Below are 24,368 nucleotides of genomic sequence, written 5' to 3' on the forward strand. Positions count from 1 at the left end.
ACATATCTGGCGTTGACTTTTGGCACGCTGTTGAGTTCTCAAGGAACGGCCGCTTCCTTTGTACTCACCCTCTCGGGCTTTCCTCCGGGCGCTTCCCTTCGGTCTTGCGTTTCCGACTCTATCAGATCGTTTTCCGGTCCGATTTCCTCGGTGCTTTCCAGGTTCCCGCTTTCGCGTTTCCCTTTCCGGCGACTCCGACTTTATCAGAAGTTCTGGACCGGACTGACCGGCCGCTCGTTTCCGATTTATCGGGAGAACTTCTTCGTAATCGACGTTCTATCGCCGTTCTGAAGAAGTAGACAGACACTCACTACTGCCGACCGGATCAGATCCAGTTCTAGGCAACTGTTCGAATCTACCTCCCCACCGGCTCCGAGTCAACGGCTCCTGTGGGGCGAAGGAGAGACTAACAGCTCAACAGACGTGTCTGCACATCAGGCAGCCGTGGGGACCGTGGCGCTGCGTTCCGCCGCCTCCACGTCGCCCGTCTCGCCGGTCCGGGCCGCTCGGCCGCCCAGGATGAACACGTAGGCGAGGAAGGCGAGCTCGGCGCCCACTCCGATAGCGATCCGGGCCCAGGTGGGCAGGCCGGACGGGGTGACGAAGCCTTCGATGGCGCCGGACACGAAGAGGACCAGCGCGAGACCGATCGCCATACCCACTGCGGCGCGGCCCTCTTCGGCGAGCGCCGTGCGTCGGGAGCGTGGGCCGGGATCGATCACGGTCCAGCCGAGGCGGAGTCCGGTGCCCGCGGCCACGAAGACGGCCGTCAGCTCCAGCAGGCCGTGCGGGAGGACGAGACCGAGGAAGGTGTCGAGTCGGCCGGCCGACGACATGAGGCCGAAACCGACACCCAGGTTGAGCATGTTCTGGAAGAGGATCCAGAGGACGGGCAGGCCGAGGAAGACACCCAGGATCAGGCACTGTGCGGCGGCCCAGGCGTTGTTCGTCCAGACCTGAGCGGCAAAAGAGGCCGCGGGGTGACTGGAGTAGTACGTCTCGTACTCGCCCCCGGGGCGGGTGAGCTCGCGCAGTTCGTTGGGGGCCGCGATGCTGGCCTGCACCTCGGGGTGTGTGCCTATCCACCACCCCAGGAGCGCGCCCACCAGCGTGGACAGGAGTGCCGTAGGGACCCACCAGTACCGCGACCTGTAGACCGCCGCGGGGAACCCGTACGTAAGGAAGCGCGTGACGTCTCGCCAAGAGGCTCGTCGGGTGCCTGTCACGGCACTACGCGCGCGTGCCACCAGTTGGCTGAGGCGGCCCGTCAGTTGCGGGTCGGGGGCGCTGGACTGGATCAGGGAGAGATGGGTCGCCGTGCGCTGATAGAGGGTGACGAGTTCGTCCGCCTCGGCGCCGGTGAGGCGGCGCTGACGTCCGAGGAGGGCTTCGAGGCGGTCCCACTCGGCTCGGTGGGCGGTGACGAAGACGTCGAGGTCCATCGGTGTGCCTGCTCCTCGGCTGGTCGTCGGCGGCTCGTCGTTGATGTCAGCTTGTCGTACTGCGGCGCAATGTGCCCTCAGCTTGGCAGACTGGCCGTTCACGGGGCAGGCCAGGGAAGGACGACGGGCGTGAGTGAGCTGGTGACGGGCGAGGCTGTGGCGTTGGAGCTACGCCCTGCGAGGCTGCCCAGCAGGGCGCTTGCGGTGTTGCTCGATCTGATCGTGGCCGTGTTCGCCTACACCGCGCTGACCATCGCTCTCGTCGCCGCGACCGCCTCACTGGACGATGCCGCGCAGATCGCGGTGACGATCGCGAGCTTCGTGCTGGTTCTGGTGGGTGCGCCGATCGCGGTCGAGACGCTCAGTCACGGGCGGTCCCTCGGGAAAGTCGCCTGCGGACTGCGTGTGGTGCGGGACGACGGCGGGCCGATCCGGTTCCGGCATGCGCTGGTGCGCGGTGGGATCGGGGTGTTCGAGATCCTGATGACCTTCGGGTCCGTCGCCGTCATCGCGTCCCTGGTCTCCGCTCGCGGCCGACGGCTCGGCGACGTCTTCGCCGGGACACTCGTCGTACGGGAAAGGGTGCCGCTCGCTCGTTCCGGCTTCCTGCCACCGCCGCCGCCTTGGCTGGCGGGTCGGTTCGCGGAGCTGGATCTGTCCGCGGTTCCTGATGGGCTGTGGCTCGCCATCCGCCAGTACCTGACGCGTATGCAGCAACTCGACCCACAGGTCGGCTGGACCATGGCGGAGCGACTCGCCTCCGATCTCGCGGCTCGTACGGGGACTCCGGCTCCGCACGGCGTTCCGCCGGCGGCGTATCTGGCGGCGGTCGTTCAGGAACGGCAGGCCCGGGAGGTACGACGGTCCTACGCGAACGGATCGGGGCTGCGCGGCCCTGCCGTGGCCGGCCCGCCTGCGCCCGGAGCACCGGTCGCCGGGGCCTTCGGAGCGGCGCCTCCAGCCTTCCCCGTCTACCCGAGCACCCCAGCAACCCCAGCAACCCCAGCAACCCGGACCAACGAGACTTCCGAGCCCACCGGCCCCGCCGGAAGCACTGGATTCGCACCCCCGGCATAGCCGCCCCCTGTCCGCGCCACCACACCCTCGCCTCACGCGAACACGGACGGCGGTGACTCAAGGTCCTCCAGCTCGATCCCGGGCGCCGCGAGGACCACGTCGCCGGCGATGTGCACGGTGTGCTGCTCGCCTGTGTCCAGGGCTGTGACCTGGTATTCGTCCACGGGCAGGGGGCCGTTGTCAGTGGCGTGTGCTTGGCTTTTCAGCAAGGCCCAGGACTGGTCCACGGTGCGCGGGGCGAGGACGGGGTCGGTGAAGGTGACGAGGCGTACGCGGGTTGCCGAGGCGGAAGGGGTGAGGCGCAGGAGACGAGCGGTGGCGACGAGGAATGCGGGAGACGTGCCGGTGAAGGCGTGAGCGGGGACGTTGCCTTCGGCGGCCTCGGTTCCGGTGGGGTCCGTGCGGACCCAGGTGACTCCGTCGAGGGCGGCACCGCGCACCTGCCAGCCCGCGGCATGGAGTTCGAGACGGATGGGGCGGCCGAGTTCGTCGAGGGTGAGATCGACGGAGCCGTTGTGGTCGCCCGACGGGGTGGTCACCTGAGAGACGTAGCGCCAGCCCGAGGGGCCGGGGGCGCAGTGGAAGTGTTCTTCGGCGAGGGGGGTGTGATCGTGCGGATCGTGGAGCGAATAACGGCCGCGGGGCATGTGGGTCCTGGATCTTGACGGGCTGGTCCGGCGACGGGGCTGCAGGGCCAAAGGGGCAGGCCCCCGGCACGGGGGTGCGGGGGCCTGTCTCGGAGGATCTGCTGCTGGTGAGGTGAGCGTGTCAGCGCACCGACGCGCTCATCTCCCCAGGGTGTACGCCGAGTCGTGCGGTGGCGTCAGTAGCGGTAGTGGTCCGACTTGTACGGGCCCTCGACCTCGACGCCGATGTACGAGGCCTGCTCGGGGCGGAGCGTGGTCAGCTTCACGCCGAGCGCGTCCAGGTGGAGGCGGGCGACCTTCTCGTCGAGGTGCTTGGGCAGCACGTAGACGTCGGTCGGGTACTCCTCGGGCTTGGTGAACAGCTCGATCTGGGCCAGGGTCTGGTCCGCGAAGGAGTTGGACATCACGAACGAGGGGTGGCCGGTGGCGTTGCCCAGGTTCAGCAGGCGGCCCTCGGACAGCACGATGAGGACCTTGCCGTCGGGGAACGTCCAGGTGTGGACCTGCGGCTTGACCTCGTCCTTGACGATGCCCGGGATCTGCGCGAGGCCGGCCATGTCGATCTCGTTGTCGAAGTGGCCGATGTTGCCGACGATCGCCTGGTGCTTCATCTTGGCCATGTCCGCGGCCATGATGATGTCCTTGTTGCCGGTCGTGGTGACGAAGATGTCGGCCTTGTCAATGACCTCGTCCAGCGTCGTGACCTGGTAGCCGTCCATCGCCGCCTGCAGCGCGCAGATCGGGTCGATCTCGGTGATGATCACGCGGGCACCCTGGCCGCGCAGCGACTCGGCACAGCCCTTGCCGACGTCGCCGTAGCCGCAGACGACCGCGGTCTTGCCGCCGATGAGGACGTCGGTGGCGCGGTTGATGCCGTCGATCAGGGAGTGGCGGCAGCCGTACTTGTTGTCGAACTTCGACTTGGTGACGGCGTCGTTCACGTTGATCGCCGGGAACAGGAGGGTGCCGTCGCGGTGCATCTCGTAGAGACGGTGCACACCGGTCGTGGTCTCCTCGGTCACGCCGCGGATCTCCGAGGCGACCTGGGTCCACTTCTGCGAGCCGTCGGTGATGGTGCGCTGCAGGACCTGGAGGACGACGCGGTGCTCGTCGGACTCGGCGGTGTCGAGGGAGGGGACCTTGCCGGCCTTCTCGTACTCGACGCCCTTGTGGACGAGCATGGTGGCGTCGCCGCCGTCGTCCAGGATCATGTTCGGGCCGCCGGTGGGGGTGTTCGGCCAGGTCAGCGCCTGCTCCGTGCACCACCAGTACTCCTCCAGGGTCTCGCCCTTCCAGGCGAAGACCGGGATGCCCTGGGGGTTCTCGGGCGTGCCGTTCGGGCCGACGGCGATGGCGGCGGCCGCGTGGTCCTGGGTCGAGAAGATGTTGCAGGACACCCAGCGGACCTCGGCGCCCAGGGCGACCAGGGTCTCGATGAGGACGGCGGTCTGCACGGTCATGTGCAGCGAGCCCATGATGCGGGCGCCGGCCAGCGGCTGCGCCTCGGCGAACTCACGGCGGATCGACATCAGGCCGGGCATCTCGTGCTCGGCGAGGGTGATCTCCTTGCGGCCGAACTCGGCCAGGGAGAGATCGGCGACCTTGAAGTCCTGTCGGTTGTCGACAGTGGTCATTGGGAGCTGCTCCTCGGGGTTGGGGCTACGGCTGATCTGCGCGGCGGCGGACACAGGGGTGCCCCGAAGGAGGACACAGGCATGCCCGCGTACGCGCAGCGCAGTCCGTCGGAGGCCCTCTCTCCCTCGGTCGGTCCGCGTCGGGACCGCCCGACCGCCATCAGCAGCGACGTCTGGCTCTGTTTCCAAGCTACACCGGGCGACCGGGCCGTCCCCAGTCCACCTACGAACAGATCGAGCCGATCACGGTGTGAGCCAGGGGGCGTCGACGGGATGCCGACGGGGGCTGCCGGGCCCGTTTCCCTCAGTGCTCGGCGGTCGGGTGCTGGGCCGGTCCGCCGGGGGTCGCCTCGAGGTCCGGGCCCTTGGCGGCTTCGGTCTCGCTGTAGATGTCCGGTTCGAGGTAGATGACGCGGGCGATCGGGACGGCTTCGCGGATGCGGGCCTCGGCGGCGTTGATGGCGGTGGCGACCTGGCCGGCCGTGTCGTCGTGGTCCACAGCGATCTTGGCGGCGACCAGGAGTTCCTCGGGGCCGAGGTGGAGCGTGCGCATGTGGATGATGCCGGTGACCGTGTCGCCGTCGACGATCGCGGTCTCGATCTTCTTGACGTCCTCGATGCCGGCCGCCTCGCCCAGCAGCAGCGACTTGGTCTCGGCGGCGAGGACGAGCGCGATCAGGATGAGCAGGATGCCGATGCAGAGCGTGCCGACGCCGTCCCACACGCCGTCGTCGGTGAGCAGCGCGAGGCCGACGCCGCCCAGGGCGAGGACCAGGCCGATGAGCGCGCCGAAGTCCTCCAGGAGGACGACCGGCAGCTCGGGCGCCTTGGCGCGGCGGATGAACTGCGACCAGGAATGCGTCCCGCGCAGCTCGTTGGACTCCTTGATGGCCGTCCGGAAGGAGAAGCTCTCGGCGATGATCGCGAACACCAGGACGCCCACCGGCCAGTACCAGTGCTCGATCTCATGGGGGTGCTTGATCTTCTCGTAGCCCTCGTACAGGGCGAACATGCCGCCGACCGAGAAGAGGACGATCGACACGAGGAAGGCGTAGATGTACCGCTCGCGGCCGTAGCCGAAGGGGTGTTGCGGGGTGGCTTCGCGCTGGGCCTTCTTGCCGCCGATCAGCAGCAGGGCCTGGTTGCCGGAGTCGGCGAGCGAGTGGACGCCCTCGGCGAGCATCGACGACGAGCCACTGAACGCGAACGCGACGAACTTCGATGCCGCGATCGCGAGGTTGGCTCCGAGTGCTGCCACGATCGCCCTGGTGCCGCCTGACGCGCTCATGTGTCCGCGTTGTCCCTTCGCCTTCGTGCGTCTACGTCGGCCGGGCTCCGCAGTCGTCGCTGCCGTCGCTTTGCCCGTCCTTTGCCGGTGGGCCATTCTTGCAGCCCCGTCCGCGAACGGCGCGTCAGGTATCCACAGCCCCGGTCATACGATCACAGTGGCGCGGAAGATCGTGCCCGCTCCGGACACCTCGACGTGCTCGGCGGCCGGCACGAAGACGGACTGACCGGGGGTCAGCTGCTGGTCACCCGCGCGCACCGAGCCCGCCGTGCAGAGCAGGATCTGCGGTGCCTCGCGCGTGAGGTCGGGCGCGGTGCCGCCCTCGGGCAGGACGTACCTCGACAGCCGGAACTCGTCGATCGGCGTCTCGTAGACCTCTTCGCCGTCCGGTGACGCCTCGGGGCGCAGTACGCCCGCGTCGCCGGCCTCGAAGCGGACGATGCGCAGGAGTTCGGGCACGTCGACGTGCTTGGGGGTGAGGCCGCAGCGCAGGACGTTGTCGGAGTTGGCCATGATCTCGACGCCCAGGCCGGTGAGGTAGGCGTGCGGGATGCCGGCGCCGAGGAACAGGGCCTCGCCTGGCTGGAGTCGGACGTGGTTGAGGAGCATCGCCGCGATGACGCCCGGGTCGCCCGGGTAGTGGTGGGCGATGTCGGCGTAGGCCGTGTACGCGCCGCCCAGTCGCGTGCAGGCGGCCGCGGCCTCGGCGACCGTATGGCGCATCTGTTCGGGGTCGGCGGTGAGGATCGCCGTGAGGACCTCGCGCAGGGCGGCTTCCTCGGGGTGGGCGTGCAGCAGATCGACGTACGCCTTGAGGGAGTCGACACCGAGGCCGTCGAGCAGGTCGGCCGCCTGGAGCGGGTCGCGGAAGCCGCACAGGCCGTCGAACTCGGTGAGCGCACAGATCAGTTCGGGCTTGTGGTTGGCGTCCTTGTAGTTCCGGAACGGGGCGTCGATCGGGACGCCGCGGCGCTCCTCGTCCTCATAACCCTCCTTCGCCTGCTGGAGGTTGGGGTGCACCTGGAGGGAGAGAGGGGCGCCCGCGGCGAGGATCTTGAGGAGGAACGGCAGACGGGGGCCGAACTTGGCCACGGCCGCCGGACCGAGTTCGCGTTCCGGGTCGGCGTCGATCACCTCGACGAGCGTGCCGCGTTCGGTGCGCGAAGGTGCGCCCGGGTGGGCGCCCATCCACATCTCCGCCTGGGGTTCGCCGCTCGGCTCGACGCCGAGGAGGCCGGGGATGGCGGTGGTGGAACCCCAGGCGTAGGGGCGGACGGTGTTGTCGAGGCGGTCCATGCGGTTCTCTCTGCCGGTTCTCGGTGCGTGCGTGTGCGCTCACGTGCGTGTGCGTCTACGGGTGTCGGTGCGCGGGTACGACGGTCGCCGCGCAGGCGTCCAGGTCAGGCCCCTGAGGCGAGCGCCAGGTAAACGGCGGCGAAATCCGTCATGGCGATCAGTTCGGCGAGGGTCTCCAACTCGCCGCCCTCCTCCGGCTCCAGCTCGCTGATCGGCGTGTCGTGACCCAGGGCCAGGTCACGGGCTGCCGGGGCCGCGGTAAGGCCACCGATCGGGCGGTCGCGGAGCAGCACCACGCGTGCGTGCAGCGCGGGCGCCTCGTCGACGCGGTCGCGGAAGAAGTCGTCGGGGTCCGCGCTGGCGGCGAGCCGTCCCGCCAACAGGACGTTGTGCGCGACGAGTGCCTCGGGGAGTTCGGCCACCACCGCGGGTGTGCCGGACAGTTCGGCGAGGGCGGCGGCGAAACGACGGCCCGCCGGACCGGCCGAGACGCCCTCGGTCCATACGACGGGCAGTGACTCGGCGAGTTCGGCGGCGAGCGTCTTGGCGGGGTTGCTGTAGGTCGCGACGGCCGGTCCGCAGCGCTCGGCGACATGGTCGAGACGGTCGGCGACCTTCTCCAGGTCCTCCGGCGGGGCGGAGAGCAGCCCGGTGCGGTCGAGGAGGGCGAGGAGGGGCGTGAGCAGCGCCCACAGGACGCCGGGGGCGGACGCGGTGAGCGGGCCCTCCTGCTCGTACGGGGCCGTCGCCATCGGTACGAACAGGCCGTGCGCGCCGTCCACCGCCTCGCTGAGCGGGGTGCGGGCGGGGGCCACGGCGGCGACCGAGCAGCCGCGGCGGTAGGCCGCGTCGGCGAGCAGGGACAGGCCGGGTTCGGTGCCGTCCGGGGTGGCGATCAGGAGCAGGTCGACCGAGCCGGCCCAGCCCGGGAGGTCCCAGCGCAGGGCGCCGGCCGCGGGGGCGACGCCGGTGGGGGCGAGGCGGGTGACGGGGCTGCCGGCGCCGGCCAGGGTGCCCAGGAGGTCGGCGACGCAGGTCGCGGCGGCTCCGGGGCCCGCGATGAGGACTGCGCGGGGGCGGCCGTCGGGCTTGAGTTCCGGGATGCCGGCCTCCACCGCGTGGCGGGCCGCGGTGCGGACGCGGGCGCCGGCTTCGGCGGCGCCGCGCAGGAGGCCGCGGTGGTCTGCCTCCGTGAGTGCCTCGGGGGTGTCGAGCAGCGACTCGTCGAGCATGGGCGGCAGCCTCCGAATAGCTGTGCCGGTCCTGTGTCTTGGTCTTGGTTCTGGCTGGTCCTGGTGCGTGGGCCTGCGTTGCGCGGGCCTGTCGCGGTACGGGCCGTGCCGTGGGGTGTTACGCGGGGCGGCGGGCCTCGTCGACCAAGAGGACGGGGATGCCGTCGCGGACGGGGTAGGCCAGGCCGCAGTCCTGACCTGTGCAGATCAGCTCGGTGTCCTGCTCCTTGAGGGGGGCGTGGCAGGCGGGGCAGGCGAGGATCTCCAGGAGGCCGGCTTCGAGCGGCATGGGGTGTCCCTTCGGGCGGGTGCACGTGCGTTGGCTTTGCGTGTGCGGGGTGGTGTGGGGATGTGCCTGGTCAGGGTACCGCCGTGTGAATGGGGCCGGGGGGTTCTCGCCCCCGCCGCCCCTACCCGTCCCATCCCCAGGGGCGCTGCCCCTTCGACCCCACTGGGGGCTGCGCCCCCAGACCCGCTTCGGCCTGAACGGCCTCGTCCTCAAACGCCGGACAGGCTGAAAGACAGACACCCGGACCGGCATCCGAGAGGCGGAGCCCCCTGGGGGTGGGTGGGGGTTCGGGATGGCACAGCCTTGTCCTCGGACGCCGGACAGGCTGAAAGACAAAGGCCCGGACCGGCGCATGCCAAGCGCAGCTCCCCCGCCAGCCGCCAGCCGCCAGCCGCCAGCCGCATAACCCAAACCCCGTCAGCCCCTGATCAGCGCCAACACCTCGTCCCGTACCTTCGTCATCGTTGCCTCGTCCCTCGCCTCCGTGTTCAGCCGCAGGAGCGGTTCCGTGTTGGAGGGGCGGACGTTGAACCACCAGTCGGTGGACGTGATGGTGAGGCCGTCGAGGGTGTCCACGGTGATGCCGTCCAGGGACTCGTAGGCGGACTTGATCGCCGTCAGGCGGTCCTGTTGGTCGGCGACCGTGGAGTTGATCTCGCCGGAGCCCACGTAGCGGTCGTACTGGGCGACCAGGGCGGAGAGAGTGCCCTCCTGTCCGCCGACGGCCGCCAGGACGTGGAGCGCGGCCAGCATGCCCGTGTCCGCGTTCCAGAAGTCCTTGAAGTAGTAGTGGGCCGAGTGCTCGCCGCCGAAGATCGCGCCCGCGCGGGCCATCTCGGCCTTGATGAAGGAATGGCCGACGCGGGTGCGGACCGGGGTGCCGCCGTTCTCCCGGACCACCTCCGGGACGGACCAGGACGTGATCAGGTTGTGGATGACCATGCCCTCGCCGCCGTTGCGGGCGAGTTCGCGCGCGGCGACCAGGGCCGTGATCGCCGACGGGGAGACCGGCTCGCCGCGCTCGTCGACGACGAAGCAGCGGTCCGCGTCGCCGTCGAAGGCGAGGCCGAGGTCGGCGTTCTCCTCGCGCACCCGCAGCTGGAGGTCGACGATGTTCGCCGGGTCCAGGGGGTTCGCCTCGTGGTTGGGGAAGGTGCCGTCCAGCTCGAAGTACATCGGGACGAGGGTCAGGGGCAGACCCTCGAAGACCGTCGGGACCGTGTGGCCCCCCATGCCGTTGCCCGCGTCGACGACGACCTTGAGGGGGCGGATCGAGGTCAGGTCCACGAGGGAGCGGAGGTGGGCCGCGTAATCCGACAACGTCTCTCGCTGAGTGATCGTTCCCGACGTCTCCGTGGGTTCCGGAGCGCCCGACTCCAGCCATTGCTCGGCGAGTTCGCGGATCTCGACCAAGCCCGTGTCCTGGCCCACCGGTGCCGCGCCCGCCCGGCACATCTTGATGCCGTTGTACTGGGCGGGGTTGTGCGAGGCCGTGAACATCGCGCCCGGCAGGTTCAGCGCACCCGACGCGTAGTACAGCTGGTCCGTGGAGCACAGGCCGATCTCGGTGACGTCGGTGCCCTGTGCGGCCGCCCCGCGCGCGAAGGCGCGTGACAGGCCAGGCGAGGAGGGGCGCATGTCGTGGCCGGTCACGATCGCGTCGGCGCCGGTCACGCGGACGAAGGCGGCCCCGAAGAGTTCGGCCAGTGGCTCGTCCCACTGGTCCGGGACCACTCCGCGCACGTCGTACGCCTTCACGATCTGTGACAGATCAGCAGCCACGGTCCACCCCATCTGAAAGTCCTGTCGGTCGCCTCAAACTACCCGCCCTCACTGACAGTGCGCTGTGTGGACGCTGAGTCGACTTCCAGACGTAACCTCAGGTCAGGGTGGGGTGGACGGGTGCAGGGCGGGGACGGATCACGGCAGCATCCAGCCCAGGACCGGTGAGCTCTGGCCCACCACGATCAGGCACATCACCAGGAGCAGGCCCAGGCTCCACGGCAGCACCTTGCGCAGCAGATCGCCCTCGCGGCCCGCGAGGCCCACGGCCGCGCACGCGATGGTGAGGTTCTGCGGGGAGATCATCTTGCCGAGGACTCCGCCCGAACTGTTGGCGGCGGCCAGGAGCGCGGGCGACAGGCCCGATTCACGGGCGGCGGTCACCTGAAGGCCTCCGAACAGCGCGTTGGCGGAGGTGTCCGAGCCGGAGACGGCCACGCCGAACCAGCCCAGGACGGGTGACAGGAACGCCAGTCCGGCCCCGGCCGCCGCCACGAAGTGGCCGATCGTGGCGGCCTGTCCGGAGAGGTTCATGACGTAGGCGAGCGCCAGCACGGACGTCACGGTCAGGATCGCGAACCTCAACTCGCGCACGGTGGCGACCCATTCCTCGACCGCCACGCGTGCGTGCACACCGAGCACCACGGCCGTGCACACCCCGGCGAGCAGCACGAGGGTGCCGCCCGTCGAGACGATCGGCCAGGTGAAGACGTTCGCGCCGACCGGCTTCCCGTCCGCGCCCACGACGTTCAGGAACGGCCAGTCGTACAGGCGGGTCGCCCGGGCCAGCCAGTCCTTGACCGCCGGGATCTGCGCGACCGAGAAGATCACCACGATCAGCGCGTACGGGGCGTACGCGCGCAGGACTTCACGGGGCGGGTCCTCCTCGTCCAACTCCTCGCTGCGCGCGCCGGTCAGCACGGACGCGCGTACGGACTCGGTGGCGGGCACACGCGCGTGCGGTACGGCGACCAGGGCGCCCGCTCCCGCCAAGGCGGCGGCGATGTCGGCGAGTTGCGCGGAGACGTAGTTGGAGACGGCGAACTGGGCGATGGCGAAGGCGACTCCGCAGGCCAGGGCGGGTATCCAGGTCTCGCGCAGGCCGCGCCGCCCGTCCACCAGGCCGACCAGCACGAGCGGCACCACCAGGGCCAGCAGCGGTGTCTGGCGGCCCACGACGGAGGCCACCGTGTCCAGTGGAAGTCCCGTCACCTGCGCGAGTGTCACGACCGGCGTGCCCATCGCGCCGAAGGCGACCGGCGCGGTGTTGGCCACCAGGGACACCACGGCCGCGCGCACCGGGTCGAAGCCGAGGGCGACGAGCATGACCGAGCAGATCGCGACCGGCGCCCCGAAGCCGGCGAGTGCCTCCAGGAGCGCGCCGAAGCAGAAGGCGACGACGAGCGCCTGGATGCGCGGGTCGTCGGAGAGCCGTCCGAAGGAGCGGCGCAGGATGTCGAAGTGGTGGGTGCGGACGGTCATCCGGTACACCCACAGGGCGTTGACGACGATCCACAGGATGGGGAAGAGCCCGAAGACGGCTCCCTGGGCGGCGCTGGAGAGCGTCTGACCCAGTGGCATGCGGTAGGCGAGCCAGGCGACCAGAACGGCCGCGAGAAGGCCGATGAGGCCCGCGAGGTGCGCTTTCAGGCGGACGCCGCCGAGCAGGATCAGGACGATCACCAGGGGCAGGGTGGCGACGAGGGCGGACAGGCCCAGTGAGTCTGCGACGGGTTCCAGTTGCTGGACGTACACGGACGCCTCCCCGATGCGATCCGATGACGGTTCCGCACGCGCTTCCGGCATGCGGAAAGCGATTTCTCGTTTCGGCTTACGGAATGGTCGTGTCCGCGACAAGTCCGCGTCAATGGGCGTGCGTCACTGGCCGGAACGTGCACGGAACGCACACGAACGGGGTCGTGAAGGAGGGGATCAATCAGCCGACCGGAACGGTCAGTTGTCCGGGGACCGCAGTACGCGCAGGTGGCCGCGGCGCGCGACCTCCATCGGGTCCGCTCCCCGGCTTCCGCCGCCGGCCCCGGCCGCGCGCTCCTGCGGACGGGCCGCCTCGCGCACGGCGTTGGCAAGCGCTTCCAGATCGTCGCCGCTCGGGCGGGCCGGAGCGGAGCTGTCGAGAAGCCGGACGACCTCCCAGCCACGCGGCGCGGTGAGGCGCTCGGAGTGCTCGGCGCACAGGTCGTAGCAGTGGGGTTCGGCGTAGGTGGCGAGCGGGCCGAGGACCGCGGTCGAGTCGGCGTAGACGTACGTCAGCGTCGCGACGGCGGGGCGGCCGCAAGCGGTGCGCGAACAGCGACGTACAGGGCTCACGACGTTGGACGGTACCGCACTCTTGAGCGGGCCGCGACGACTCTCCCTCAGGTCACTCCACCGTGTCGTGGTGTGAATCACCCCACACACCCCTCCCGCCACACGGCGTTGACCTGCACGAACGGCCGTTCACAGGGCCGCACCCACTCCCGGAACCGATCAACTACCCGTACAAACACAGTCATTTGCCTCGTCGGTGGCGGTCTCGGAGAGATACGGAATCGAGCCCAACCTTGGCTGGAATGGTCATCCGGCGACATGCCCTCCGAGGCGGTCCGACGGTGTCCGTGACGGCGCGTGGGGTCGGGCACGCGGTCCCTGCGGGGACTACGCTTCACCAGTGATGGACAACCCTGTACCGCCCCGTGCCGCCGCCCCCGGGCCCCGCCGTCGTGATCGCCACGGCCGGGGCATGCGCGGCCCGATCGCGCCGCCCCAGGTGCCGCTCGCCGCGAGCCGCGCCGAGGCCTTCGCGGATCTGGTGCAGGACTCCGTGGAGCGCCTGGAGCGACGCTGGCCGCAGCTCGCCGACATCGATTTCCTCGTCCTGGAGGTGCCGCGGCTGGACAGCCCCGGTCAGGCGTGGAACGACGAGGCGGTCCCCCTGGGGGGCACGATTCCCTCGCGCGAGGGACGGCCGGCCCGCGTGGTCGTCTACCGGCGCCCGGTGGAGATCCGCACCAAGGGGCGCGACGAACGCGCCGCCCTGGTGCACGAGATCGTCGTCGAGCAGGTCGCCGAACTCCTGGGCCTGACCCCGGAGACGGTGGATCCGCGCTACGGCGAGGACTGAGCCCCGCCTACGCGCGCGTGCCGCCCTGCTTTCCGCGGCACCGCCCTACTTCTGCAGCACCGACAGATCCTGGTCCGCCTGCGGTACCGCCACCGTCCCCCGGTCGTCCGGGAGCGTCTGGATCGTGAACCCCGGTACGCCGCCCTCCGTGGCGGCCAGCGTTCGGGCGCCGTAGACCGGGCCTCCGGACAGTGTCTCGACCGTCAGGGCGTACGTGCCCTTCAGGCCGGTCGGGGTCGGGGCCTCGACGTTCTCGGTGGTGCCCGCCTTGATCGTGAACGTCTTGGAGACCGCGGTGCCGCCTCCGCTGCCCGCCGACGCGGTGACCTTGACCTGGGCACCGGCGGTCGGGGCGGTGAGGGACAGGGTGGAGCCCTTGGCGCTGTTGTCGGCGGACGTCGCGCGCGTGCCGACCGGGCCGACGGCCGGGATGTACGCCGACTCCTGCTTGGTGCCCTTGCCGCGCACGACCTGCACCGCCGCGATGACCGGCACGGACTGGTCGGTGGGCGTGAGCACCAGGGAGCCCGCCTCCCCGCGCGTGACGTCGCCGAGGTCGGTGGCGGTCGTCATGCCCGCCTTCACGTGCAGCGTCTCGTTGCCGGCGGGCGTGATCAGCCCGGACGGGGAGGCGAGGCGCACCTTGAGGTCGGCGTCCGCGTCGCCGGGCGTGAAGGCGATCAGGCGCACAGCCGTGGCGTCCTTCGGGATGCCGGGCAGCACCAGGCTGCCGGCCGGGTCCGTGGTCGCGGCCAGCCAGTCGCCGCCGATCTTCTCGTCCAGTGCCTGTACGGCGGCGCCCACGCGCCCGCTGCGCACGTTCACGTGCACGGAGAGGTCGGTCTGCTTCTCGTCGGTGAGCGTGGACAGCAGGATCGGGTCGCTGGAGTGCGGCGCGATCGTGATGCCCTCCCCCACCGTGGAGTCCAGGGCGCCGTCCTTGCCGTAGAGCTCGATGTCGACGACGGCCGCGGAGTCGTCGGGGTTGGTGAGGTGGACGTAGTCCGTGCGGTCGGCGGACGTGCTGGCGCCGGTGAACCAGAACTCCGTGTCCGGCGCTGAGCAGTTGACGCCCAGGAGGCCGCGGCCCAGGCCCGCGGCGACCTCGGTGGTCTCCTGAACGGCCCAGCCGGGCGCGAACTTGCCCTCGGCGGTGCCGACGAACGCGGGGGTCTCGCCGCCCGAGGTGTCACCGGTGACCGGCGTGCCCGGGTCCTTGGGGGTGAGGACCGGCTTGGCGGTCTTCTTCTTGCCGCTCTTCTTGCCCGAGTCGGCGCTTCCGTCGTCGGACTGCTCGTCGGCGGCGGCCAGTTCGGCCTTGCCGGTGGCCGCCGTGCCCTTCGTGACGGGCGTGAAGGACGTGAACGAGGTGTCGGCGAGGTCGGAGGTGCTGGGCTGCGGGCACAGCAGGCTGGTGCGCTCCACGGGCAGCACGGCCGCCGCCTCGGCAGTGTCCTGACCGGAGTCGCTCGGTGACTTGAGCGTGGCGAACCCGGTGACCGCGGCGAGCGCCGCCGTGCCGGCGATCAGGGACAGGGTGGTGCGGTTCACTGCTGGCTCCCGTCGGGGCGCTCGGTCGGGTGCGGGTGCTGCTGCGGGTCGTACGCGGGGTCGTAGCCCGGCTGTTGGTACGACGGGTCGTAGCCCTGGTCGTAACCGCCCTGGGGCTGGCCGCCGTACGCGTACGGGTCGTACTGGCCGCCCTGGTAGGGATCGGCCTGGTACGTCTGGTCGTACGCGCCCTGTTGGTACTGCTGGGCGTCCTGGTACTGCTCGTTGTAGGTGCCGTACTCCGCGTTCGGGTACTGCGCCGGGTCCCACTCGTCGTAGGACTGCTGCTGCGGGACCGCGACCGGGATGTCCTCCGCGGGCGGAACCGGGAACTCCTCGCTCTGGTCCGGCTCTTCGGACTCGGCCTGGGCGCGCAGGCGGCGGGCGCGGCGGCCCTCGCCGGCCACGGGCTGCGCGGGGATGACGGCCGGCTCGTCCGGCAGGTCGTCGTCGACGACGCGGCGCCGGCCGGGCAGGGCGAGCACGACGAGGACGAGGGCGAGGAAGCCCTGGGCCCACAACCACGCGGTGTGCGTGATCGGGTCGTCGTAGGTGACGGCCAACGTGCCGCCGGAGGCGGGGAGTCGGAAGCCCTGGGCCCAGCCGTCGACCGTGGTGCGGGTGAGCGGCTTGCCGTCCAGGGTGGCCGTCCAGCCTTCGGAGGCGGTGTCGGCGAGACGCAGGACGCGGCCGTCGGCACCGGCCGGGACCTTGGTGTGGATGTCGACGGGACCGGCGGCGACGGGCTGCGGGGTACCGGTGCCGGCGGCGGACACGATGGTGGCGCGCGCGACCTCCTGGTCGACCCGCCACAGGGCGCCGCCGCCGTCCTGCTGGCTGAGCCTGCTGAGGCCGGGGGTGGCGTCCAGCACGCGCGTGACCTCGCGGGGCGCGCCCTTGTGGATGAGGACGTAGCGCACCGCGAACTTGCCGAGCTGGTCGGACTGGTCGGCGCCGGAGCCGGCGACCAGGTTGGCGACGACCTTGTCGAGTTGGCTGTTCTCGCCGTCGGCGGCCGCGAGTTCGGCGTCGCCGAGGCGGGCGCCGGAGCCGCGTACGAGGGTGTAGCCCACGCGCGCGGTGGAGTCGCTGTCGAGGACCAGTGTGCGGGCCTGGTCGCGGGTGCCGCTCTCCTCGGCGACGAACGCGGGCACCTGCACGGGGTCGCGTCGCTCGACCGGCCCGTCGGCGCCGCCGATCATCCAGCCGCCGGCGACCAGCAGCGGGCCCGCCAGCGAGGCGAAGGCGATCAGTACGGCCACCGGCTGGCGCCAGCCGAAGCTCTGCTCGGCCACACGCGCGCGTGCGCCGTCGGCGCCGAGGACGGCGGCGGCCAGCAGGGCGATGCCGTAGACGAGGGTCGCGGGGCCCGCCCAGGTGGAACCGTTGGACAGGACCGCGAAGACGAGGCCCACCAGGGCGACCAGCCAGGCCGCCCAGATGCCGAACTGCCGCTCGGAGCGCAGCAGGGCGGCCAGCGCGGCCAGGACGATGCCGATGAGCATCAGCCCGCTGACCGTGCCCGGGCCGCCCGGGCTCGCGCCGAGCAGGTCGAGGGCGGAGGCGGCCGAGGAGCCGGACTCCAGACCGGCCTCCTTGAAGAAGCCGAACGGGAGCAGCGACAGCGACCAGGGCGCGAGGACCAGCAGCGGTGTGCCGAGCTGGGCCAGGAAGCGCAGGCCGTACGCGGTGATGTCGCCCCGGCGCACGGCCAGGACCGCGACGCCGAGGACCAGCGCGAGGGGCCACACGATCGGCGTGAACGCCGTGGTGATCGTCAGCAGCAGGGCGTACGCCCAGGTGGCGCGCCAGCTGCCACGCGCGCCGGACGCGTGTGTGAGGCCACTGGCGGCGATGCCCGCGCGGGCCAGCAGCGGGAGCAGGATGGCGAGTACGGCGGTGCCCAGGCGGCCGCCGGCGAGCGCGCCGGTGGCGGCGGGCAGGAAGGCGTAGACGACGGCCGCCCACGCGCGCAGCAGGCGGGACTCGACGAGCGGGCGGGAGGCGAAGTAGGCGGTGAAGCCGGCCAGCGGCACCGAGCAGACCAGCAGCAGGGTGATCGCCAGGCCGGTCGAGCCGAACAGCGTGGAGGAGAGCATCGCGACGAGCGCGAGGTAGGGCGGCGCGGCCGGGCTGCCGCCGGCGCCGACCGGGTGCCAGGAGTCGAGATAGCGCGACCACAGCTCGCTGGAGTCGGCCGGGGCGGGCAGCAGGGCGCCGCCCGAGAGCGCGCCGCTGTCGAGCAGGTCGCGGCAGGCGACCAGCGAGAAGAACAGCAGCACCAGGAAGAGCATCGGGCCCGGCTTGCGGGCGATGCGCTTGAGGCGGGCGAACTGCTCGATCTCCAGGAAGTCGGCGTCGTCGCCGCCGGGTCCGGACTCGACCGCGCCGCCGTGCCGCCCCGCACCGGAGACCGCCTCGGGGTCGGAGCTGCCGAACAGGTCGCCGGCGACCTGCTCGACGGTGGCCCGCACGGTCGCGCCGGGCGGTGGGAAGAGCGGGCGCAGCTCGCCCTTGTCGATCTGCGGGGTACCGCGCTTGCGCCGTCCGGCGATGATCCGCTCGGGCCGCAGCAGGGTGCCCAGCAGACCGCGGATCTCGTCGAGGGCCTGCCCGGGGACCTTGCCGACCAGGTAGGCGACGGTGCGCAGGACGGTGCCGAGCACGAGGCGGAACAGCACCCAGGGCAGCGCCGCCGTACGGGTGTTGACCAGGAGGGTGTAGGCGGCGCCCGCCTTGTCGACCTTGTGCGGGGAGGTGGCGGCGCGGCCCACGCAGTCGACGGTCCGGCGCTCGCGCGAGGAGGCCTCCGCATGGCGTACGACCGCCTCGGGGGCGATGAGGACGCGGTGGCCCGCGGCCGTGGCGCGCCAGCACAGGTCGACGTCGTCGCGCATGAGCGGCAGCCGCTTGTCGAAGCCGCCGAGCTGCTCGAAGACGTCGCGCCGGATCAGCATGCCCGCGGTGGACACCGACAGCACGGTCCGTACGTGGTCGTGCTGGCCCTGGTCCTGTTCGCGGCGGTCCAGGCCCGTCCAGCGGCGGCCGGAGTTGGCGATGCTGACGCCGACCTCCAGGAGCTGGCGCCGGTCGTACCAGCCGCGCAGCTTGGGGCCCACGATCGCCACGTCGTCGCGGCCGAGCTCCAGTTCGTTGTCCACGACGCGCAGCAGCTGGGCCAGGGCGTCGGGCTCGGGGGCGCTGTCGTCGTGCAGCAGCCACAGCCACTGGACCGGCTCGCCGTACGGGAGCTCGGGCATGTCGTACGCGTCGTCGCGCCACGAACGCGTGACGGGGTCCCAGCCGCTGGGCCGCTTCAGGTAGGTCAGCTCGTCCGGCGTCAGCAGCGGCGCCGTGCGATTGGCCTCCTCGACGGCCTGGCCGAAGCCGGTACGCCGGGCCAGGTGCAGCACGTGGTCGGGGCCCAGGGCGTCGGTGACGAGCTGGGCGGAAGCGTCCGCGCTGCCGGTGTCGGCCGCCATGACGCTCTGAACGGGGCGTTCCTGGCCGAGCAGCCCGGCGAGCGCGTCGGGCAGCCAGCGGGCGCCGTCGTGGGAGACGATCACCGCCGTCACCACGTGACGCGGGAACTCAGGAGTGGCAGCGTCTGCTTGGGCTGCCGTATGGCTGTGCACGGACATCGAGGTACGGGCCCCGGTTCGATGGACTGCGGTGGACTCCCGCGCCCGCTGGTGGCGGCGAGGCGTCTCGGACGAGCAGCCACACTATCGGCTGGGCATGATTGCGGCCCGCCGCCTGTGGACAACCCACCTGCGACGGGCCGTTGCCCGTGTGGTCGTGCGCCGTGCGGTTCAGACCGCGGCTTTCTTCAGCCGGCGGCGCTCGCGCTCGGACAGACCGCCCCAGATACCGAAGCGTTCGTCATTGGCGAGGGCGTATTCGAGGCACTCGGAGCGGACTTCACAGGCGAGACAGACCTTCTTGGCCTCACGGGTCGAGCCGCCCTTCTCAGGAAAGAAGGACTCGGGGTCGGTCTGGGCGCACAGTGCGCGCTCCTGCCAGCCGAGTTCCTCGTCCGCGTCGTCGACCAGCAGTTGCTGCACCGTCTCGGTCATGTGCGCCCCTCGTCTGTCTTTCGCGTCCCCGTGATGTAGCCGTTACCGATTTCGGCTGAACGACACGAGTGAAATTACAAGTGTGCTGCTCCGGGCGAGTCAAGCCGAGATCTGCTATTGGGCCCCTTATTCACTCTGCGGAACCAAGGCCATGCGGAAAGTGTTCAAATCGGCATAAACCTTGACATGCAGACGAGGCCCGGAAGGACCTCCGGCCCCGCGCAGAGCCTGTACGGGGAAGGACGCCCAGAGATCCGATCTCGTTCCACGCGCACCTCGGGGCGAACCGGATCACATTCGGATCACGGGAACGCAACGAGGTTTGTGCGCCCGGTTGTGCGCCATGTGTCCCGGTGGGCGCATGGACAAACCTTTCGCCTCGGACATGAACCGGATGGGGTGAACCACGTCCCACGATCCGGGCGTCGAGTTGACACTGAAGGTGTGAACCGATGTCCTTGTGGGCATGCTCGCGAACTTGGCACTCACCTCGACCCGCACCGCCGGGTCCCACGGTGCTGCGCACGCTCGCTGTAGCTGTTGCTGTTCCAGCTGTTGAGCCACACCCCGCTCCAGCTGGAAACCGAGTCGACCACGATTCGTTCTCTGTTTCCGTTCCCTCTGACCTTCTTTCACTGAGGAACCAGCGCACCGAATGAACAGCGACAACGACCTCCAGATCGCCGGCGACATCCTCGAGGTCCCGCATCTGCTGCAGCCGCCGCGCGAGCACCCGGCCACCGTGGCCGAGTTCGTCGGCATGGCCCGCTCCATCGCCGCCGACCGCACGCAGTGGGCGCACCTCGTGCGCTACGACGCCACGGCGCGCTGGTACCACCGGCTGCGCACCGGACCCGGCTACGAGGTGTGGCTGCTGTCCTGGGTGCCCGGTCAGGGCAGCGGACCGCACGACCACGGGCGGTCCTCCGGCGTGCTGACCGTCCTGGAGGGCACGCTGACCGAGCGCACCGAGCGAGCCACGCGTGCGTTGGACGCGGGTGCGCAGCGGGTGTTCGCGCCGGGGTACGTGCACGAGGTCGTGAACGACGCGCTGGAGCCGGCGGTGAGCCTGCACGTCTACCACCCGGGCCTGACCGAGATGCCGATGCACACCTCCCCGCACTGCGAGGCCCGGACCGAGCCGCGTCCGGTGACTGCCTGACGCGTTGTCGTACCCGCCTGCAAGACTTGCCCCATGCGCATTGTGGTTCTGGCAGGCGGCATCGGCGGTGCCCGGTTCCTGCGCGGTCTCAAGCAGGCCGTGCCGGACGCGGACATCACCGTCATCGGCAACACCGGGGACGACATCCACCTCTTCGGGCTGAAGGTCTGCCCGGACCTCGACACGGTGATGTACACGCTCGGTGGCGGTATCAACGAGGAGCAGGGCTGGGGGCGGGCCGAGGAGACCTTCCATCTGAAGGAGGAGCTCGCGGCGTACGGCGTCGGGCCCGAGTGGTTCGGGCTCGGCGACCGGGACTTCGCCACGCACATCGTGCGGACCCAGATGCTCGGGGCGGGCTTTCCGCTGAGCGCCGTGACGGAGGCGCTGTGCGACCGGTGGCAGCCGGGCGTACGGCTGATCCCGATGACCGACGACCGGGTCGAGACGCATGTGGCCGTGGAGGTCGACGGCGAGCGCAAGGCCGTGCACTTCCAGGAGTACTGGGTGCGGCTGCGGGCCTCCGTGCCGGCCGAGGCGGTCGTGGCCGTCGGCGCCGAGCTGTCGAAGCCGGCGCCGGGTGTCCTGGAGGCGATCGCCGAGGCGGACGTCATCCTCTTCCCGCCGTCCAACCCGGTCGTCTCCGTCGGCACGATCCTCGCCGTGCCCGGCATCCGCGAGGCGATCGCCGACGCGGGCGTGCCGGTGGTCGGCCTCTCCCCCATCGTCGGGAACGCGCCCGTGCGCGGCATGGCCGACAAAGTGCTCGCGGCGGTCGGCGTGGAGTCCACGGCCGCGGCGGTGGCCGAGCACTACGGCTCGGGACTGCTCGACGGCTGGCTCGTCGACACGGTGGACGCGGACGCGGTTCAGCGCGTGGAGTCGGCCGGGATCCGGTGCCGGGCGGTACCGCTGATGATGACCGACCTCGACACGACGGCGGAGATGGCGCGAGAGGCGCTGGCACTGGCGGAGGAGGTGCGGGGGGCGTGAGCGGGGCGGGTGCGGTGAGCGGGGCGGGTCCCGCGCGGGGCGCGGATTCGGGGAGTGGCAGTGGCGTCGGCGCGGATGTTGCGGGCGGCGGCGGCTCGGGAAGCGGCGCAGGCACGGGGAGCGGCGCGGGCGTCGAGGGGTTCCGGGTCTGGGCCGTGGGCGGGTTGCCCGAGGTGCAGCGGGGGGACGATCTCGGGAAGTTGATCGCCGAGGCCGAACCCGGGCTGGTCGACGGGGACGTGTTGCTCGTCACCTCGAAGGTGGTGTCCAAGGCGGAGGGGCGGGTCGTCGAGGCGGACGACCGGGAGGCCGCGATCGACGCCGAGACCGTCCGGGTCGTGGCCCGGCGCGGGCCGCTCAGGATCGTGGAGAACCGGCAGGGGCTCGTCATGGCCGCCGCCGGGGTCGACGCCTCCAACACCCCAGCCGGGACGGTGCTGTTGCTGCCCGAGGACCCGGACGCGTCCGCGCGGGCGATCCGGGACGGGCTGCGGGACGCCCTCGGCGTCAACGTGGGGGTCCTGGTGACCGACACCTTCGGGCGACCGTGGCGCTCGGGGCTCACGGACGTCGCGATCGGCGCCGCCGGAGTGCGCGTGGTGGACGATCTGCGCGGCGGCACGGACACGCACGGCAATCCGCTCAGCGCGACGGTCGTGGCGACGGCGGACGAGCTCGCCGCGGCCGGTGACCTGGTCAAGGGCAAGACCGCCGGACTGCCCGTCGCCGTCGTGCGCGGGCTGGCGCACGTGGTGACCGACCGGCGCGAGCACGGGGAGGGGGCGCGGGTCATGGTGCGGGACGCGCGCGACGACATGTTCCGGCTGGGCACGTCCGAGGCGGTACGGGAGGCGGTGACCCGGCGCCGTACGGTACGGGCCTTCACCGACGAGGCCGTCGACGGCGGGGCGGTACGGCGGGCGGTGGCCGCGGCGGTGACCGCGCCGGCGCCGCATCACACGACACCGTGGCGGTTCGTGCTGCTGGAGTCGGCGGATTCGCGGACGCGGTTGCTCGACGCGATGCGGGATGCCTGGATCGGCGATCTGCGGCGGGACGGGAAGTCGGAGGAGTCCATCGCCAAGCGGGTGCGGCGGGGGGACGTACTGCGGAACGCGCCGTATCTGGTGGTGCCCTGTCTGGTGATGGACGGGTCGCACGACTACGGGGACGCGCGGCGGGACGGGGCCGAGCGGGAGATGTTCGTGGTCGCGGTGGGGGCGGGTGTGCAGAACTTCCTGGTCGCGCTGGCCGGGGAGCGGCTCGGGTCCGCGTGGGTCTCCTCGACGATGTTCTGCCGGGATGTGGTGCGTGAGGTGTTGGGGCTGCCGGAGGGGTGGGATCCGATGGGGGCGGTGGCGGTCGGGCATGCGGCGGAGGAGCCGCGGGCTCGGGCGGAGCGGGATGTGGGGGCGTTCGTCGAGGTGCGGTGAGTCGGGGCGGGGGTGCGTGGTTCGTTTCGCCGTCTGTTCGTCGTACGAGCGCCTAGGCTCTGGTTTTCCGACTTTCGCTTCCCAGGACTTCATAGGACTTCATTCGTGGCAGGACGTTTCGCTCCGCGGCCCACCCGTACGTCTGTGCGCGGTGGGCATGTCGTCGTGCCGTCCGGAGTGCCTCGGCAGAGCGAGGAGTCAGGGCTGGTACGGACTTGGGTGCCGGGGTGGCCCGTGGATCTCGGGCTGGTGCTCGGGCCGTTGCGGCGGGGGCCCGGGGATCCGACGTTTCGGGCGATGTCGGACGGGTCCGTGTGGCGGGCTTGCCGGACGCCGGGTGGGCCGGGGACCTTGCGGGTCTCCGTGCGGGGCGATGAGGTGCGGGGGGAGGCCTGGGGGCCCGGGGGTACGTGGCTGCTCGATCGGTTGCCTGACCTGCTCGGGGCCGCGGACGTGCCCGAGGCGTTCGTGCCGCGGCATCGGGTGGTGGCGGTTGCTCGGCATCGGCGGCCGGGGTTGCGGTTGACGCGGACCGGGTTGGTGCTGGAGTCGTTGATTCCGTCGGTGTTGGAGCAGAAGGTCACGACCGATGAGGCGTATCGGGCGTGGCGGTTGTTGGTGCGGAGGTTCGGGGAGCCGGCGCCGGGGCCTGCGGCGGCTGTGCGGGGGCGGTTGTGGGTGATGCCGGGGGCTCGGGCGTGGGCGTTGATTCCGTCGTGGGAGTGGCATCGGGCCGGGGTGGACGACAAGCGGGCGTCGACGATTCTGCGGGCGGTTCGGGTGGCTCGGCGGTTGGAGGAGGCGGTGGTGATGTCTCCGGAGGCGGCGCGGGAGCGGTTGGAGGTGGTGCCGGGGGTGGGGCCGTGGACCTCGGCGGAGGTGGTGCAGCGGAGTCATGGGGCGGCGGATGCGGTGACTGTGGGGGATCTGCATCTGCCGGGGATCGTGGGGTGGGTGTTGGCGGGGGATCGGGATGCGGATGACTCCGTGATGTTGGAGTTGCTGGAGCCGTATGCGGGGCAGCGGCATCGGGCGGCTCGGTTGATTTTGTTGAGTGGGCGGGGGCCGGCGCGGCGCGCTCCGCGGATGCCTGTCGGGGACATTGGGCGGCTTTGAGGCGTACGGCTGTGTACTGACGGGCGTTTTTCGCCCCCGCCGCCCCTACCCGTCCCATCCCAGGGGCGCTGCCCCTTCGACCCCGCTGGGGGCTGCGCCCCCAGACCCCGCTTCGGCCTGAACGGCCTCGTCCTCAAACGCCGGACGGGCTAAAAGATACGGACCGGAGTTCAAGAGGCGGAGCGGAGGCTTGCGCCGAGCCTGTAGCGTGGCCGACGGAGACCGTGAC

General features: G+C 71.1%; 20 protein-coding genes. 7 read left to right on the forward strand and 13 right to left on the reverse strand.

Annotated features, from left to right (window positions below):
- The coding region (locus ACWD5F_RS45240; protein ID WP_451261957.1) for a hypothetical protein at positions 1-291 on the forward strand (291 nt) is incomplete at its 5' end.
- Positions 292-434: 143 nt separating this feature from the next.
- On the opposite strand, the gene ACWD5F_RS45245 is transcribed toward ACWD5F_RS45240, so the two are convergent.
- Positions 435-1,442, reverse strand: a complete 1,008-nt coding sequence (locus tag ACWD5F_RS45245) for a stage II sporulation protein M (RefSeq protein WP_451261958.1) — start codon at positions 1,440-1,442, stop codon at positions 435-437.
- A 129-nt stretch (positions 1,443-1,571) separates the two neighbouring features.
- Here ACWD5F_RS45245 and ACWD5F_RS45250 point away from each other — a divergent pair, with 129 nt between their 5' ends.
- Entirely contained in the window at positions 1,572-2,519 is a 948-nt protein-coding gene (locus tag ACWD5F_RS45250; RefSeq protein WP_451261959.1) for an RDD family protein, read from the forward strand.
- A gap of 32 nt (positions 2,520-2,551) precedes the next feature.
- Here ACWD5F_RS45250 and ACWD5F_RS45255 read toward each other — a convergent pair whose 3' ends face one another.
- The 9 genes from ACWD5F_RS45255 to ACWD5F_RS45295 all read right to left on the reverse strand — a co-directional run bounded on the left by ACWD5F_RS45255 (position 2,552) and on the right by ACWD5F_RS45295 (position 13,066).
- A complete protein-coding gene (locus ACWD5F_RS45255) occupies positions 2,552-3,166 on the reverse strand; it encodes a hypothetical protein (protein WP_451261960.1) in 615 nt (204 codons plus the stop codon).
- Positions 3,167-3,342: 176 nt separating this feature from the next.
- Complete coding sequence (gene ahcY / locus ACWD5F_RS45260) at positions 3,343-4,800, reverse strand: adenosylhomocysteinase (protein WP_451261961.1); 1,458 nt, start codon at positions 4,798-4,800, stop codon at positions 3,343-3,345.
- Positions 4,801-5,104: 304 nt separating this feature from the next.
- On the reverse strand, positions 5,105-6,088 hold the full coding sequence (locus tag ACWD5F_RS45265) for a cation diffusion facilitator family transporter (protein ID WP_401716935.1): 984 nt from the start codon (positions 6,086-6,088) through the stop codon (positions 5,105-5,107).
- Positions 6,089-6,232: 144 nt separating this feature from the next.
- On the reverse strand, positions 6,233-7,384 hold the full coding sequence (manA, locus tag ACWD5F_RS45270) for a mannose-6-phosphate isomerase, class I (protein ID WP_451261962.1): 1,152 nt from the start codon (positions 7,382-7,384) through the stop codon (positions 6,233-6,235).
- A gap of 104 nt (positions 7,385-7,488) precedes the next feature.
- Positions 7,489-8,616 carry an SIS domain-containing protein gene (locus tag ACWD5F_RS45275; protein ID WP_401716932.1) on the reverse strand — a complete coding sequence of 376 codons (1,128 nt, stop codon included), beginning with the start codon at positions 8,614-8,616 and terminating at the stop codon, positions 7,489-7,491.
- A 118-nt stretch (positions 8,617-8,734) separates the two neighbouring features.
- Entirely contained in the window at positions 8,735-8,905 is a 171-nt protein-coding gene (locus ACWD5F_RS45280; RefSeq protein ID WP_007382472.1) for a Trm112 family protein, read from the reverse strand.
- Between the two features lie 417 nt (positions 8,906-9,322).
- Positions 9,323-10,687, reverse strand: coding sequence for a phosphomannomutase/phosphoglucomutase (locus ACWD5F_RS45285; protein WP_451261964.1), 1,365 nt, complete (start codon positions 10,685-10,687; stop codon positions 9,323-9,325).
- A 138-nt stretch (positions 10,688-10,825) separates the two neighbouring features.
- Entirely contained in the window at positions 10,826-12,442 is a 1,617-nt protein-coding gene (locus ACWD5F_RS45290) for an L-lactate permease (protein ID WP_451261965.1), read from the reverse strand.
- Between the two features lie 198 nt (positions 12,443-12,640).
- Entirely contained in the window at positions 12,641-13,066 is a 426-nt protein-coding gene (locus ACWD5F_RS45295) for a DUF3499 domain-containing protein (protein ID WP_402359665.1), read from the reverse strand.
- A 292-nt stretch (positions 13,067-13,358) separates the two neighbouring features.
- Between ACWD5F_RS45295 and ACWD5F_RS45300 the strand changes: the two genes are divergently transcribed.
- Positions 13,359-13,808: a metallopeptidase family protein gene (locus ACWD5F_RS45300; RefSeq protein ID WP_401717032.1), complete on the forward strand. Its 450-nt coding sequence runs from the start codon at positions 13,359-13,361 to the stop codon at positions 13,806-13,808.
- Positions 13,809-13,853: 45 nt separating this feature from the next.
- On the opposite strand, the gene ACWD5F_RS45305 is transcribed toward ACWD5F_RS45300, so the two are convergent.
- From ACWD5F_RS45305 to ACWD5F_RS45315, 3 genes are all read right to left on the reverse strand, one after another.
- Positions 13,854-15,359: a DUF5719 family protein gene (locus ACWD5F_RS45305; protein WP_451261966.1), complete on the reverse strand. Its 1,506-nt coding sequence runs from the start codon at positions 15,357-15,359 to the stop codon at positions 13,854-13,856.
- Complete coding sequence (locus ACWD5F_RS45310; protein WP_451261967.1) at positions 15,356-19,000, reverse strand: glycosyltransferase; 3,645 nt, start codon at positions 18,998-19,000, stop codon at positions 15,356-15,358. The genes ACWD5F_RS45305 and ACWD5F_RS45310 overlap by 4 nt, the downstream gene beginning before the upstream one ends.
- A gap of 171 nt (positions 19,001-19,171) precedes the next feature.
- Positions 19,172-19,435 (reverse strand): WhiB family transcriptional regulator, encoded by a 264-nt coding sequence (locus ACWD5F_RS45315; protein ID WP_010034659.1) that lies wholly within the window; start codon positions 19,433-19,435, stop codon positions 19,172-19,174.
- A 655-nt stretch (positions 19,436-20,090) separates the two neighbouring features.
- Between ACWD5F_RS45315 and ACWD5F_RS45320 the strand changes: the two genes are divergently transcribed.
- From ACWD5F_RS45320 to ACWD5F_RS45335, 4 genes are all read left to right on the forward strand, one after another.
- A complete protein-coding gene (locus ACWD5F_RS45320; protein ID WP_451261968.1) occupies positions 20,091-20,597 on the forward strand; it encodes a cysteine dioxygenase in 507 nt (168 codons plus the stop codon).
- Positions 20,598-20,630: 33 nt separating this feature from the next.
- Positions 20,631-21,590 (forward strand): 2-phospho-L-lactate transferase, encoded by a 960-nt coding sequence (gene cofD, locus ACWD5F_RS45325; RefSeq protein ID WP_451261969.1) that lies wholly within the window; start codon positions 20,631-20,633, stop codon positions 21,588-21,590.
- On the forward strand, positions 21,587-23,023 hold the full coding sequence (locus ACWD5F_RS45330) for a coenzyme F420-0:L-glutamate ligase (RefSeq protein WP_451261970.1): 1,437 nt from the start codon (positions 21,587-21,589) through the stop codon (positions 23,021-23,023). The genes cofD and ACWD5F_RS45330 overlap by 4 nt, the downstream gene beginning before the upstream one ends.
- Positions 23,024-23,128: 105 nt before the next feature.
- Positions 23,129-24,139 carry a DNA-3-methyladenine glycosylase family protein gene (locus ACWD5F_RS45335; protein WP_451261971.1) on the forward strand — a complete coding sequence of 337 codons (1,011 nt, stop codon included), beginning with the start codon at positions 23,129-23,131 and terminating at the stop codon, positions 24,137-24,139.
- Positions 24,140-24,368 lie beyond the last annotated feature (229 nt).

The organism is Streptomyces sp. NPDC002499 (assembly GCF_053595415.1).

Bases quoted from the DNA above. Each gene is read 5' to 3' on its own strand.
- ACWD5F_RS45245 (WP_451261958.1), bottom strand. From the start codon at position 1,442: ATGGACCTCGACGTCTTCGTCACCGCCCACCGAGCCGAGTGGGACCGC.
- ACWD5F_RS45255 (WP_451261960.1), bottom strand. From the start codon at position 3,166: ATGCCCCGCGGCCGTTATTCGCTCCACGATCCGCACGATCACACCCCC.
- ahcY (WP_451261961.1), bottom strand. From the start codon at position 4,800: ATGACCACTGTCGACAACCGACAGGACTTCAAGGTCGCCGATCTCTCC.
- ACWD5F_RS45265 (WP_401716935.1), bottom strand. From the start codon at position 6,088: ATGAGCGCGTCAGGCGGCACCAGGGCGATCGTGGCAGCACTCGGAGCC.
- manA (WP_451261962.1), bottom strand. From the start codon at position 7,384: ATGGACCGCCTCGACAACACCGTCCGCCCCTACGCCTGGGGTTCCACC.
- ACWD5F_RS45275 (WP_401716932.1), bottom strand. From the start codon at position 8,616: ATGCTCGACGAGTCGCTGCTCGACACCCCCGAGGCACTCACGGAGGCA.
- ACWD5F_RS45280 (WP_007382472.1), bottom strand. From the start codon at position 8,905: ATGCCGCTCGAAGCCGGCCTCCTGGAGATCCTCGCCTGCCCCGCCTGC.
- ACWD5F_RS45300 (WP_401717032.1), top strand. From the start codon at position 13,359: ATGGACAACCCTGTACCGCCCCGTGCCGCCGCCCCCGGGCCCCGCCGT.
- ACWD5F_RS45310 (WP_451261967.1), bottom strand. From the start codon at position 19,000: ATGTCCGTGCACAGCCATACGGCAGCCCAAGCAGACGCTGCCACTCCT.
- ACWD5F_RS45315 (WP_010034659.1), bottom strand. From the start codon at position 19,435: ATGACCGAGACGGTGCAGCAACTGCTGGTCGACGACGCGGACGAGGAA.
- ACWD5F_RS45320 (WP_451261968.1), top strand. From the start codon at position 20,091: ATGAACAGCGACAACGACCTCCAGATCGCCGGCGACATCCTCGAGGTC.
- cofD (WP_451261969.1), top strand. From the start codon at position 20,631: ATGCGCATTGTGGTTCTGGCAGGCGGCATCGGCGGTGCCCGGTTCCTG.